Below are 12,579 nucleotides of genomic sequence, written 5' to 3'. Positions count from 1 at the left end.
TCGACCAGGGCTGAGATTCACCCCATCGAACGGGATCAGGAAGTCTCGTCCTCAGGTTCCGTGGGAGGTGTCGGTTCCGCGGGCGGCTTGGGCTCGGTTTGCTTGGCTGCGCGGCGTTCGCCTGCGGCGCGGCGGGGTCGGGCGGGGGTGGCGGCCGTTAGGGCGGGGGCCAGGGGGTCCGGGGCGGGTGAGGCGGGTGGGCGGGGGCCCCAGGACTCGGGGTCTGGTACGCCGGGTGGGAGGGTGCGGCGGCGGCTGGGGGCTCCGGCCTTGGGGGCGTGGTCGGATTCGCCGGGTTCCTTCGCGCCGGGCCAGGGCTTGGCGACTCGGGAGGCGAGGACGAACTCCTTGCGCAGCGGGTTGCCCTCGAAGCCGTCGGGGAGGAGGAGGGGGATGAGGTTCGGGTGGCCTTCGAAGCTGATGCCGAACATCTCGAAGGTCTCGCGCTCGTGCCAGTTCGCGCCGGCGTAGACGCCCGAGAGCGAGGCGAGTTGCGGCGTCGCTCGCGGGATCAGCGTGCGGATGATGACGTGTTCGACGTGCGCCCCGCCCCAGAAGTCCGCCAGGTGGGTGACCACCCGGAACCCGTCGTTCAGTTCGTCGCTCGCGGTCAGGAAGTCGAAGAAGGTCAGGCCGACCTCGTCCCGCAGTATTTCGTGGGTCGCGACCCAGGACTCGGCCGGTACGTCGATCGTGGCCGGGCCGAAGCTGTCGGTCTTGACCGCTGCGATCCCGGCCGCGGTGAGTGCGGCCAGCGCGTCATCGATCACTGCTGCTCCGAAGCCGAAGCCGAAGCCGAAGCGGCAGCCGAGCCGGACTCCGAAGACGAGCCCAGCGCAGGGGGCGTGACCAGCCCGCGGGTCAGCGCCTGCGCGGACGGCTCGTACCGGCTGGTGACGTTCTCACCCGCGATCTTCTCCTGCAGCTTGAGGATGCCCTGCAGCAGCGCCTCCGGCCGCGGCGGGCAGCCGGGCACGTACACGTCGACGGGGATGATCTGGTCGACGCCCTTCGTCACGCAGTACGAGTCCCAGTACGGGCCACCCGAGTTCGAGCAGGAGCCGAACGAGATCACGTACTTCGGCTCCGGCATCTGGTCGTACAGCCGCTTGATCGCCGGCGCCATCTTGTCCGTCACCGTGCCCGACACGACCATCAGGTCGGCCTGCCGGGGCCCGGGCGCGAACGGGATCACGCCGAGCCGGATGAAGTCGTGCCGGCCCATCGACGCGGCGATGAACTCGATCGCGCAGCAGGCGAGGCCGAAGTTGAAGACCCAGAGCGAGTACTTGCGGCCCCAGTTCAGCAGGTAGCGCACCGGCTCGGGCGCGAGTTTCGCCAGCGCGCCCACGGCCGGCCGCACCGTGGGGAGCGGCAGGTGGACCGAGCTGTCAGGCATAGCCTCAGCCTAGTCCGACAATCTCCTCGGCGAGCACCTCCGGGTACTCCAGCGGCGCGTAGTGCCCGACCCCGTCGACGAAGCGCAGCCGTACGTCGCTGAAGAAGTCGTCCAACCGGTCCGACCACGCCCGCGGGAACAGCGGGTCGAACTCGGGCCACAACACCACCGTCGGTACGGCGATCCGGTCGTACGACGCCGGCGCCACCTCCGCGGCCGACGTAGCCACCGAGCCCGCACCCGCCCGGTACCAGTTGATCGAGGCGGTGAACGCGCCCGGCTCGGAGTACACCTCGACCAGGTGATCCAGTTCCGGCTCGAAGCCCGGTCCGGACCAGTGCGTCCAGAAGTGCCGCAGGTACGACCGAACCGCCTCGGGGTTCCCGTCGACCAGTTCCTCGATCACCGGCAGCCGGTGGAACGCCTGGTACCAGAACTCCGCCTGCGGCTTCTCCCCGAACACCCGCTTCCCGATGCCCGGCAACGGCGGCGCGACCACCAGTCCACGCACCACCTCAGGCGTACTCCGCGCGATCCCCTGCGCGATCCGGCTGCCCACGTCGTACCCCGCGAGTACGGGTCGTTCCAGTTCCAGTTCCAGTTCGTCGATCAGGCCGACCACGCTCCGGCCCTGCGCCGCCACGTCGTACTGCGCCGCCGGGTCCGCCACGTGCTTGTCCGACTCCCCGAACCCGCGCAGGTCCGGCACCACCACCTCGAAGCCACGCTCGACCAGCATCGGCGCCAGCAGCCGGTAGTCCGTCCGGTCTCCGGGCCAGCCGTGCAGCAGCACGACGGCGGGTCCTTCGCCTGCCCTGTCGTAGGCCAACCTGAACCCGTCCACCGCTGCGCTGACCGGCATGACCGTCCTCTCCTTGGGGGCTCCCATCATGGTCCTTGACCGGCAGCCGTGCGCGACTTACCGTGATTGAACAGGACTGGACAGGTTCATTTCCCGGAGGGGTCCGAATGGCCGATCAGTTAGAGGTGCCGCCGCTGGAGCCGCGTGGGTTCGCGGTGGAGAGCAACGGCCTGAACGTCATCGACGACGCGGAGCGCAAGGGCACACCGCGGCAGTTGTTCTGGCCCTGGTTCGGGGCGAACGTCTCGGTCCTCGGGCTGAGTTATGGCGCGTTCGCGCTCGGCTTCGGGATCTCGTTCTGGCAGGCGGTGGTCGCGGGCCTGGTCGGTATCGCCTTCTCCTTCCTGCTCTGCGGCCTGGTCGCGCTGGCCGGCAAACGCGGGTCGGCGCCGACGCTGGTGCTCAGCCGGGCCGCGTTCGGAGTACGGGGCAACAAGCTTCCGTCGCTGATCTCGTGGGTGCTGACCGTCGGCTGGGAGACCGTGCTGACGATCCTCGCGACGCTGGCCACGGCGACCGTGTTCGAGCGGCTCGGCTGGGGTGGCGGCAGCGTCACCAAGGTGGTCGCGCTGGTTGTCGTCGGCACCTTGATCGTTGCCTGCGGCGTGCTCGGGTTCGACCTGATCATGCGCGCGCAGGCCGTCATCACGATCGTCACCGGCGTGCTCACCATCATCTACATCGCGCTGGTCGCCGACCAGGTGCACTGGAGCACGGTGTCCGCGCTGCCGGGCGGTTCGAACGCCGAGGTGATCGGGGCACTGGTGTTCCTGATGACCGGCTTCGGCCTCGGCTGGGTGAACATGGCCGCCGACTACTCCCGCTACCTGCCCCGTACCGCATCCAGCCGCGGCGTGGTCGGCTGGACCACCTTCGGCGCCTCCATCGCGCCCGTCGTGCTGCTGATCTTCGGCCTGCTGCTCGCCGGCTCCTCCGAAGACCTCAGCGGGGCGATCGCGGCCGACCCGATCGGCGCGCTCGCGGAGGCCCTGCCGACCTGGTTCCTGGTGCCGTTCGTGATCGTGGCGGTGCTCGGGCTCGTGGGCGGCGCAGTACTGGACATCTACTCGTCCGGGCTGGCCCTGCTGTCCGTCGGTCTGCCGGTACCGCGGTACGTGGCCGCGTTCATCGACGGTCTGGTGATGATCGCCGGCACCATCTACGTGGTGTTCTTCGGGGACGAGTTCCTCGGTCAGTTCCAGGGCTTCCTGATCACACTCGGCGTTCCGGTCGCGGCCTGGTGCGGCATCATGCTCGCCGACATCGCCAGCCGGCGCCGGGACTACGCCGAGGCCGACCTGTACGACCGGTCCGGCCGGTACGGCGACGTCAGGTGGTTGCCTGTAGCCACTGTTCTGATCGCCACCGCGATCGGCTGGGGACTCGTCACCAACGGCAGCGCGAGCTGGCTGACCTGGCAGGGCTACCTGCTGGATCCGCTGGGCTTCGGCGGCAAGGAAGGCACCTGGGCCTTCGCCAACCTGGGCGTGCTGTTCGCCCTCGTCGCGGGGTTCGTGGTCCAGCTGATCGGCGGCCGCTCGCAGGTGCAGCGGCAAGAAGAACTGCCGCAGCGCAGGCAGGATGTGGAGGTCTAGATGACCCCAGTACTAGCCCTGATCGATCTTCAGCGGATTTTCGCCGAGCCCGAGAGCGGATGGGTGACACCCGACTTCCAGCGGGTGATCAAGCCGACCCAGGAGTTGGTCGACCTCTACTCCCCCAACGTCGTCTTCACCCGCTTCATCGCACCCGACGAGCCCACCGGCTCCTGGATCCCGTACTACGAACAGTGGCCCTTCGCGCTCCAGCCGCCCGACTCCTACGCCTACCAACTGGTGGACGAGTTCCACGGCGCCCCGACTCTGGACAAGACCACGTTCGGCAAGTGGGGGCCAGAGCTCGCGGAGGCGGTCGGGTCTGGCGGGCAACTGGTGCTGTCGGGAGTCACCACTGACTGCTGCGTGATCAGCACCGCGCTGGCGGCCGTGGACGCCGGAGTCCACGTGCGGGTCGTCGCCGACGCCTGCGCGGGAGTAGACGAGACCAGCCACCAAAAGGCCCTCGACATCATGCGGCTCTACGCCCCGATGCTGGAGGTCGTCACCGTCGAGCAGTTGGCCGCGGAGCGCCTGTGATCCGTGAAGTGAACCTCAAGCACGAGCGGATCGCGTCCATCCTGGCCCGGGAGATCCGCTCCGGCCGGGTCGGGCGCGGTACCCAGTTGCCCGGCGAGCTCGAGCTGGCCAAGAGGTTCTCGGTCAGCCGGAACACGGTCCGCTCGGCGCTCGCAGTACTGAGTGAGGACGGGCTGATCACCACACGTACGGGCAAGGGCTCGTTCGTGCTGTTCGACGGCCGGCCGCTCGACGACCGGCTCGGCTGGTCCCACGCGCTGGCCGAGCAGGGCGTCGACACCGAGGTCCGGGTACTGCGGCTGGAGCACGCCCAGGACCAGGATCTCGCCGAGCGGCTCGACCTGGACTCCCCCGAGGTGATCGTGGTCGAGCGGTCGCGGGCGATCGTCGGCGGCGAGGCGATCTCGCTCGAACGCAGCCGCATCCCCGCGGTCGGCGAACTGGCGGATCTGCCCGCCCGCGGCCTGGTCGACAACTCGATCACCGCCACCCTGGCCCGCGCCGGCCTACATGTCGACCACGGCGAACAACGCCTCCGCGGTCGCCCCCTGGACCCCGAAGAGGCCACCTTGCTGGGCCGCCCCGAAGGCACCTGGTTCCTCCACACCACCCGAACCAGCTGGACCACCGACAACCGCTTCGCCGAACACGTCGACAGCCTGCTGGACCCCCGCCACTTCGAACTGAGCCTCACCTACAACGAGTCCACCCGATGAGCACCCCCGGCCCTCCGGGCCCAGTCGCACGCCCGCCGGGCGCCGGCTCCACTCCCACCGCCGGCCCCAGCCCGCCCGACCCGATCACGGCATCCAGCGCCTTCCCTTCCCGCGCCTCGCGCGCCGCAGGTGCGCTCTACGGGCTGGCGATCGGTGATGCGCTCGGCATGCCTACACAGTCGTTGCCCAGGGCCCTCATCGTTCGGCGCTACGGCGAGGTGATCGACGGCTTTCACCCCGGTCCGGAGGATCAGCCATTGGCGGCGGGAATGCCGGCCGGTGCGATCACCGACGACACGGAACAGGCCGTACTGCTCGCCCGGCTAGTCGTCTCCTCCGGCGGGCTCGTGGACGGCCGTGAGCTGGCGCGGAAGCTGCTGGACTGGGAAGACTCCATGCGCGCCCGCGGCTCCCTCGACCTCCTGGGCCCGTCGACCAAGCGCGCAATCGACGCCCTGCTCCAAGGCGCGGACATCACCGAGACCGGCCGCTATGGCACCACCAACGGCGCCGCCATGCGGATCACCCCTGTCGGCATCGCCACCCTATCGACCGACCTCGACCTGCTCCTCGACCGAGTGATCGCCGCCAGCGCGGCAACCCACAACACCGGCCTCGCCTTGGCCGCCGCAGCCGCGGTAGCAGCAGCCGTAAGCGCCGGGATCGACGGCGCGACCGTCCCCGACGCGACGAACGCCGCGATCCAAGCCGCAGCCAAGGCCTCGAAGCGCGGCCACTGGGTAGCAGGCGCAGACGTCGCGACCCGCATCAAATGGGCCACCTCCCTGATCGACACGGCGCCTGGCAACACCCCTCCCAGGCCGGGCGCCGTGTCTGCACTTCTCTACGACCTGGTCGGCACCAGCCTCGCCAGCCAGGAATCCATCCCCGCCGCCTTCGCCATCCTCGCCGCCTGCCCCGACGACCCCTGGCTCGCCGTCCGGCTGGCCGCGTCGGTCGGCGGTGACACCGACACGATCGCCGCGATCACCGGCGCCGTGGCAGGCGCGTGCCACGGCGAGGAAGGCTTCCCGGTCGAGGCCCGGATCACCGTTGCCGGCATCAACGACCTGGACCTCGACGAACTCGCGGAGCAACTGCTGAAGGTCCGCTCCGGATGAGGCTGATCCACGTCGGCAACGTGGTGATCGACCTGGTCCTCACCGTCGGCGACCTGCCGGTCCGCGGCGGTGACGTGATCGCCTCCAGTACTGCGACCGCGGCCGGCGGCGGCTTCAACGTGATGGCCGCGGCCGCCCGCCAAGGCCTCCCCACCCTGTACGCCGGTGCGCACGGCACCGGCCCATTCGGTGACCAGGCCCGGGCGGCTCTCGCGCAAGCGGGCATCGAGTGGTTGCACCCGGCAAGAGCCGACCGGGACACGGGTTTCGTCATCACGCTGGTCGACCCCACCGGCGAACGCACCTTCGTTACCAGCCCCGGCGCCGAGGCCACTCTCACCTCAGCCGACCTTCCCGAACCAAAACAGGGCGACCTCGTGTACTTGTCCGGGTACGGCCTGTTGCACGACTCCAACCGAGCCGCCCTGGTCCCCTGGCTTTCCAAGCTCCCAGTCGATGTGCTGGTCTTCTTCGACCCCGGCCCACTCGTTGCCGACATCCCCGAACCCGCCCTCGACGCCGTGCTCGCCCGGGCCGACTGGTGGAGCTCCAACACCACCGAGGCCACCGCGTTGACCGAACTCGCCGACCCTGCCGATGCGGCCCGATCGTTGATTGAGAGAACGACCCGCGCCGATGTGCTGGTGCGAACTGGCCCGGCCGGCTGCGTACTCGCAGTACGAGGTCAGGGTGTCGCGCGGATCGACGGGTTCGCAGTACGGGCGGTGGACCTCAATGGTGCTGGAGACGCGCATGCCGGCGCCTTCCTGGCGGGGATTGCCGAGGGCAAGGATCCGGCCGAAGCGGCTCGTCGCGCGAACGCGGCGGCGGCCCTGGCGGTCACCCGGCGCGGACCGGCCACCGCACCCACTAGGGACGAGCTCGAGAGCTATCTAAGGGTCCACTAGGCGCCGTATAGGGAGTTGTGCCGATGTGGCCGTCCTCCTCAGGCGAGCACAGTCGGGCCATCGACCGAAGCTCCCGGAGGACATCATGCAGTTCTACACTCCCGACTCGCTCCAGGCAGAGATCTCCTGGCGGCAGGAGCGCATCACGCGAGACTTCCAGCGTCGGCTGTGGTTCCAGCGCAGACCCGCTCAGCGGGTGAAGCAACAACCCTGCCTCCCAGCGGTCCAGGCTCGGCACGCGATGTGAGCGCCCGACCACCACCCGTCCCTTCCACCCAGCGCGGCCGAGGTTCCCACCGGAACCCGGCCGCGCTGCCGTTGCCGGGACTACCTAGGCGTTGCCGGGACTACCTAGGCGCCGCCTACGGCGTACAGGGATCCCTAGTGAGTGCGTAGGGGCTGTGGATAGGGACTAGTTCCGATGTGCGGGCCCTCCTCAGACGAGCAGATTGGAGCCATCGACAGGGAGTCGATGCGAAGCAGCCAGGAGGCAGCAGATGTTCACCACCGAGTCGGTCAAGGCAGAGGTCAGCTACCGCAAGGAGCGCCTCACCCGCGACTTCGCCCGGACCCGCAAGACGGGCACCCGCCGGCACCTCGTCCACCTGTTCAACCGGAACGTCTGAAGGGAGGCACACCATGTTCACGACGATTCAGTCAGCCCAGGCGGAGACCGCCTACCGGCAGGAGCGGATCAAGCGCGATTTCGGCCGGGCCACCGCCCGCCGGCAACGCCGGGAGCAGGCCCCCCAGCCTGAGCCGCGGCACGCCCGCCGCGCCCTGCGACCCACCCACGCGGCATGACCGCCGCACCCGCCGTCCCCGACCACATAAAGCCGGTCGGGGACGGCGTTTCCACGTCCACCCCCGAACCGAAACCGCCGACCGGGCCGGCCCGACGGGCCGAACAAGCCGGCCGACAGCCCAGCGAGCGCGCCGGAAAGGCAGCCGGGCAGGCCACCCAGGCCGGACAGACCGCGAGGAGCGGGCGTGTGGCTGCGGGACCTGTCTCGGTTTCCAGGGGGATTTCGCTGTCGGCATCAGCACAGCGGACGGGATGCCGTCGATTTGTGTCGGCTCCAGGGGCGAAGATGGACGACGTGCCCTGGACCTCGACACCTCTCGTCGGCCGCTCGACCGAGCTGGCCACCCTGCTCAGCGCCGTGGACGAGGCGAGAACCCGCCGCGCCGGGGCGATTCTGCTGTCCGGTGACGCCGGCGTCGGCAAGACCCGGATGCTCGACGAGGTGGCCACCGGCGCGCACGAGCGCGGTTTCGGCGTGCTGGTCGGGCACTGCACCGACTTCGGCGACGCCGGGCTGCCCTACCTGCCGTTCACCGAGATCTTCGGCCGGCTGGCCGGCGAGCGCCCCGACCTGGTCGAGAGCGTCCTGACGAACTTCCCCGCGATCGGCCGGCTGCTGCCGACGCACCGTTTGATCGGCGCGCAGCCGGTCCCGCAGGAAGGTCAGCTCGACCGCGCGGCGCTGTTCGACGCCGTACTGGGCGCGCTGACCGCGCTGTCGACCAGCGAGCCACTGGTGGTGATCATCGAGGACGTGCACTGGGCCGACGACTCCAGCCGCGACCTGATCGGTTTCCTGCTGACCCGGCTGACCTCGCAGCGCCTCGCGCTGGTGATCTCCTACCGCAGCGACGACCTGCACCGGCGCCATCCGCTGCGCCGCCCGATCGCCGAGTGGTCCCGCCATGCCCGGGTCCGCCGGGTCAACCTGCTGCCGCTGGACGACACCGACTCGCGCACGTTGCTGACCGCCCTGCTCTCCGAGCCGCTGTCCGCGATGGAGGAGCGGCGGATCCTCGAGCGGGCCGGCGGCAACGCCTTCTTCACCGAGGAACTGGTCGCCGCCGCCTCGATGGGCGACGCGGACGCCGTACCGCCGGATCTGGCCGATCTGCTGCTGGTCCGGCTCGACCCGCTGTCCGACGACGCCCGCCAGGTCGCCCGGGTGATCGCCGTGGCCGGGCGGCGAGTGCCGCACACCCTCCTGACGGCTGTCGCCGGACTGCCCGACCGGGAGCTGGACGCGGCGCTGCGCGAGCTGATCGACGCGCACATCATCGAGCACCCGGGCAACGCGAGCTACTACTTCCGCCACGCACTTCTCGCGGAGGCTGTGTACGACGACCTGCTGCCGGGCGAGCGGGTGCGGCAGCACGCGGCGTACGCGAAGGCTTTGAAAGACCAGACAGTCGCCGGTACCGCGGCGGAGCTGGCCGGCCATGCGACCAGGTCCCACGACCTGGCGACCGCGTTCGAGGCGCGGGTCCGGGCCGGGCAGGAGGCGATCTCGGTCGCGGCGCCGCTGGAGGCGCTGAAGCACTACGAGATGGCCCTGGAGCTCTATCCGAACGCCGCCGAGGATGCCAGCATCGACAAGACCTGGCTGATCGTCGAGACAGCCGCGGCCGCCTCGCTGTCGGCGCAGCACCTGCGTGCGCTGAAGCTGCTCCGCAAGGCGCTCGCGGATCTGCCCGCCGAGGCGCCGAGCCTGCAGCGGGCGCAACTGCTGATGCCGCTGGCCGAGATCGCCCTGGCCATCGACCAGGACCAGGAGGCGAACGAGGCCATCTCCCAGGCCCTGCGGCTCACCTCGGACGAGCCCGCGAGTGTGTTCAAGGCGCAGGTCGCCTCGATGTACGCGCGAGTGTCCGACGCCCTCGGTCGCCCGATGGAGGCTGAGCGCTGGGCGAACGAGGCACTGCAGATCGCGCGCGATGTCGGTCAGGAGTCCGCCGCCGGCGATGCCGGGATCACCCTGGCCCAGCTGCGTCGGCGAGCCGGTGACCCCATCGCGGCCGCCAAGCAGTTGGAAGAAGCCGCGGTACGGGCGCAACTGGCGGGCGACAACGCCGCTGAGATCCGCAGCCGGTTCCTGCTCGGCTCGAACCACTACGAGATGGGCGACCTCGCCAGCGCCAAGACCTCTTTCCTGTACGCCGCTCAGCGGGCCGAGGAGCTTGGTCGGCAGTGGGCCGTCTACGGCTTCGATGCCCGGCGGATGCTGGCGCTGACCCAGTTCGTTGTCGGCGAATGGGATGAGGCGGCCGCCACCGCGCACACGGACTCGAAGACGCCAGCTGCTGCTGAGGCCGCTCTGCGGGCGGTTGGAATGGCCGTTCGGGGCGGGCGCGGCGACACCACCGTGGCCGAGGATCTGGAGCGCATGCGCAAGTGGTGGACGCTGGACGCGATGCTCCCGATCATCGGGCTGCAGCCGGCCGTCGAGGCCTACCTCGCGCTGAACCAGGTCGCCGAGGCGGAGAAGCTGATCGCCGACGTGTCCGCGTTGCTCACCGAGCTGTTCCAGACCGAGTGGTTCATGGCCCGGATCCGGTTCTCCGCGCTGGGGTTGCAGGTGCTGAGCCACCGGGTCGTGCACGAGCCGACGGCCGCGCCCGAACTGGTCGCCCGCGGCGCCGAACTGGTGAGCGACGGGCAGTCGACCGCCGAGAAGGGACTGCCGCCGGGCCGGGTGCTCGGGGTCGAGGGCATCGCCTGGCTGGCCCGGCTCGAAGCTGAGTGGGAGCGGCTGCGGTGGCTTGCCGACATCGATCCGCCGACGGCCGAGGAGCACGTCGCCACCTGGCAGCGAACCGTGGACGCCTTCGGCTATGGATACGTGTTCGAGCAGGCCCGGGCGCGGATCCACTTCTCGGCCGCCCTGCGCGCGGCCGGCCGGGTGGCCGACGCGAACGAGCAGGCGCTGCTCGCCGCGGAGACCGCCCGCGCGCTGGACGCCAAGCCGCTGCTGGACGAGCTCGGCGGCGTGGAGACCGGCGCCGGGCCGACCGCGCTGACGGCGCGGGAGACCGAAGTACTGGCGTTGCTCGCCGAAGGCCGGACGAATCGTCAACTGGCTCGCGAGCTGTACATCAGCGAGAAGACGGTCAGCGTCCACGTCTCGAACATCCTGGCCAAGCTGGGTGTCCGCAGCCGGACGGAAGCGGCTGCCGTCGCGCGCCGGGACGGCCTGCTCGGCTAGTCCCGGTCGCTCGAGGCGTTCACGCATCGTCGATCAGTGGATACGTAGCGTCTATACGGATGTGCCCCGCGCATGTCATCGTCGTTCTCACTCGCCCCGGGGGTGTCCGACTGTCTGGTGACGCGTCCGGGGTCCGCCCCCGTCGAAAGAGCGACACCATGAGCGATCTGTCGTCCCCAAAACCTGTCAGGCGCCGGCGCAGGCGCCGCCTGCTCGGAGTACTGCTCGGCACCGCCGCCCTGACGATCACCACGGCCACAGCGGCGTACGCCGCTCCGCCGCCCGCCCTTCCGCAGAACGCCGGAGGATGGGAACAGTCTTTCTCGCCGGCCTACGACTACGACGGCGACGGGTGCTACGCCACCCCCGCCATCGGCGCGGACGGCACCCTCAACCCGGGCCTGAACACGACCGGCGCGGTCAACGGGAACTGCCGTGACCTGTCCGACCTGAACAACTCCCAGACCTACGCCCGCTCGAAGTGCAACAACGGGTGGTGTGCGGTCGTCTACGCCAGTTATTTCGAGAAGGACCAGGCAGTGGCCGGCAGCGGGCTCGGCGGCCACCGGCACGACTTCGAGCACGTCATCTCATGGATCAACCAGGCGTCGAACCAGGTCGAGTTCGTGACGACCACGCAGCACAGCAGCCAGGTGACCTACCCCCGCGCGCAAGTGCGCTTCGACGGCACGCACCCCAAGGTCGTCTACCACAAGGACGGCGCGAGCACGCACTTCTTCCGGCTCGCCAACACCAACGACGAACCGCCGGAGAACCACTATCACAACTGGCGCTACCCGCCGCTGGTCGACTGGAACGGCTGGCCCACCACGGCCCTGCGCGACCAACTGATGACCGCGAACTTCGGCGCGGCGACCATCAAGATCACCGACCGGGACGACCGGTTCCGGAACCTGCTCAACAACTCCAAGCCCGGCGGCATCCCCTTCAATCCCTGGGCCTGACCACCTTCGATGGGTGCCACTGCTTCAGTGGCACCCATCGACGGCAGGCTCAGGTGGGCACCCATGCCGCTCGAAGGCACCAGGGGCCGGGGGGTGGTGGCCCGATGAAGCCGTTGCCGAGCGGATGGGCGCCCACGGTCACCGCGGGCGCGACCACGCATCAGTGGTGGCCGCGCGAGCGGTGCTGGGGGTGGGCGGTCGGTGCGGCCAGCGCGGGCCGGAACTGATGCCGTCGGCGCTGCCTGGCCAAGTCGTGAACCGGGGCCTCGTCAGCGCGGAACTCGTCGACACGGTCGACCCGGGACGGAGCCCTCCGGGACTGATCTGAACGGGACTGGTCAACGATGTGGTCGAAGACCTGCTGCGCGCGGTGCAACTTCACTGCCAGGACCGCGATGACCCCGGTCGCTGCCGCCGCAATCAATACCCAGAGTTGCCAAGACATGCCCCACCGTCCTGTGTTCGC

Annotated in this window: 13 protein-coding genes; 10 read left to right on the top strand and 3 right to left on the bottom strand. The window is 69.9% G+C overall.

All coding sequences use genetic code 11. The annotated features are described in order from the left end of the window. Positions 1 to 35: 35 nt before the first annotated feature. From ABD255_RS35255 to ABD255_RS35245, 3 genes are read right to left on the bottom strand one after another with little or no spacing between them, the layout of a single operon-like run. A complete protein-coding gene (locus tag ABD255_RS35255; protein WP_344221129.1) occupies positions 36 to 770 on the bottom strand; it encodes an NADH-quinone oxidoreductase subunit C in 735 nt (244 codons plus the stop codon). Continuing rightward, positions 767 to 1,399, bottom strand: coding sequence for an NADH-quinone oxidoreductase subunit B (locus tag ABD255_RS35250; protein WP_344221128.1), 633 nt, complete (start codon positions 1,397 to 1,399; stop codon positions 767 to 769). The genes ABD255_RS35255 and ABD255_RS35250 overlap by 4 nt, the downstream gene beginning before the upstream one ends. A 4-nt stretch (positions 1,400 to 1,403) precedes the next feature. Continuing rightward, positions 1,404 to 2,261, bottom strand: a complete 858-nt coding sequence (locus tag ABD255_RS35245) for an alpha/beta fold hydrolase (RefSeq protein WP_344221127.1) — start codon at positions 2,259 to 2,261, stop codon at positions 1,404 to 1,406. A gap of 107 nt (positions 2,262 to 2,368) precedes the next feature. Between ABD255_RS35245 and ABD255_RS35240 the strand changes: the two genes are divergently transcribed. The 10 genes from ABD255_RS35240 (at position 2,369) to ABD255_RS35195 (ending at position 12,113) form a co-directional block, all read left to right on the top strand. Next, positions 2,369 to 3,856 (top strand): purine-cytosine permease family protein, encoded by a 1,488-nt coding sequence (locus tag ABD255_RS35240; RefSeq protein WP_344221126.1) that lies wholly within the window; start codon positions 2,369 to 2,371, stop codon positions 3,854 to 3,856. Beyond that, complete coding sequence (locus ABD255_RS35235) at positions 3,857 to 4,396, top strand: cysteine hydrolase family protein (protein WP_344221125.1); 540 nt, start codon at positions 3,857 to 3,859, stop codon at positions 4,394 to 4,396. Beyond that, positions 4,393 to 5,112, top strand: coding sequence for a GntR family transcriptional regulator (locus tag ABD255_RS35230; protein ID WP_344221124.1), 720 nt, complete (start codon positions 4,393 to 4,395; stop codon positions 5,110 to 5,112). Before ABD255_RS35235 ends, ABD255_RS35230 begins: the two co-directional genes overlap by 4 nt. Beyond that, the gene (locus ABD255_RS35225; RefSeq protein WP_344221123.1) at positions 5,109 to 6,233 is read left to right on the top strand and encodes an ADP-ribosylglycohydrolase family protein; all 1,125 of its coding nucleotides are present in this window, start codon (positions 5,109 to 5,111) and stop codon (positions 6,231 to 6,233) included. The genes ABD255_RS35230 and ABD255_RS35225 overlap by 4 nt, the downstream gene beginning before the upstream one ends. Continuing rightward, complete coding sequence (locus ABD255_RS35220; protein ID WP_344221122.1) at positions 6,230 to 7,141, top strand: PfkB family carbohydrate kinase; 912 nt, start codon at positions 6,230 to 6,232, stop codon at positions 7,139 to 7,141. The genes ABD255_RS35225 and ABD255_RS35220 overlap by 4 nt, the downstream gene beginning before the upstream one ends. Positions 7,142 to 7,226: 85 nt before the next feature. Beyond that, entirely contained in the window at positions 7,227 to 7,388 is a 162-nt protein-coding gene (locus tag ABD255_RS35215; protein ID WP_344221120.1) for a hypothetical protein, read from the top strand. 250 nt (positions 7,389 to 7,638) lie between these two features. Next, the gene (locus ABD255_RS35210; RefSeq protein ID WP_344221119.1) at positions 7,639 to 7,767 is read left to right on the top strand and encodes a hypothetical protein; all 129 of its coding nucleotides are present in this window, start codon (positions 7,639 to 7,641) and stop codon (positions 7,765 to 7,767) included. A gap of 13 nt (positions 7,768 to 7,780) precedes the next feature. Beyond that, positions 7,781 to 7,945: a hypothetical protein gene (locus ABD255_RS35205; RefSeq protein ID WP_344221118.1), complete on the top strand. Its 165-nt coding sequence runs from the start codon at positions 7,781 to 7,783 to the stop codon at positions 7,943 to 7,945. A gap of 287 nt (positions 7,946 to 8,232) precedes the next feature. Next, a complete protein-coding gene (locus tag ABD255_RS35200) occupies positions 8,233 to 11,148 on the top strand; it encodes a helix-turn-helix transcriptional regulator (RefSeq protein ID WP_344221117.1) in 2,916 nt (971 codons plus the stop codon). A gap of 158 nt (positions 11,149 to 11,306) precedes the next feature. Then, positions 11,307 to 12,113: an NPP1 family protein gene (locus tag ABD255_RS35195; protein ID WP_344221116.1), complete on the top strand. Its 807-nt coding sequence runs from the start codon at positions 11,307 to 11,309 to the stop codon at positions 12,111 to 12,113. The last annotated feature ends 466 nt before the right edge of the window (positions 12,114 to 12,579 follow it).

Source organism: Kribbella sancticallisti, from assembly GCF_039530625.1.
Taxonomy (GTDB): domain Bacteria; phylum Actinomycetota; class Actinomycetes; order Propionibacteriales; family Kribbellaceae; genus Kribbella; species Kribbella sancticallisti.
The sequence above is the reverse complement of the archived record's forward strand: the minus strand, read 5'-3'. Positions and strand labels throughout refer to the sequence as shown.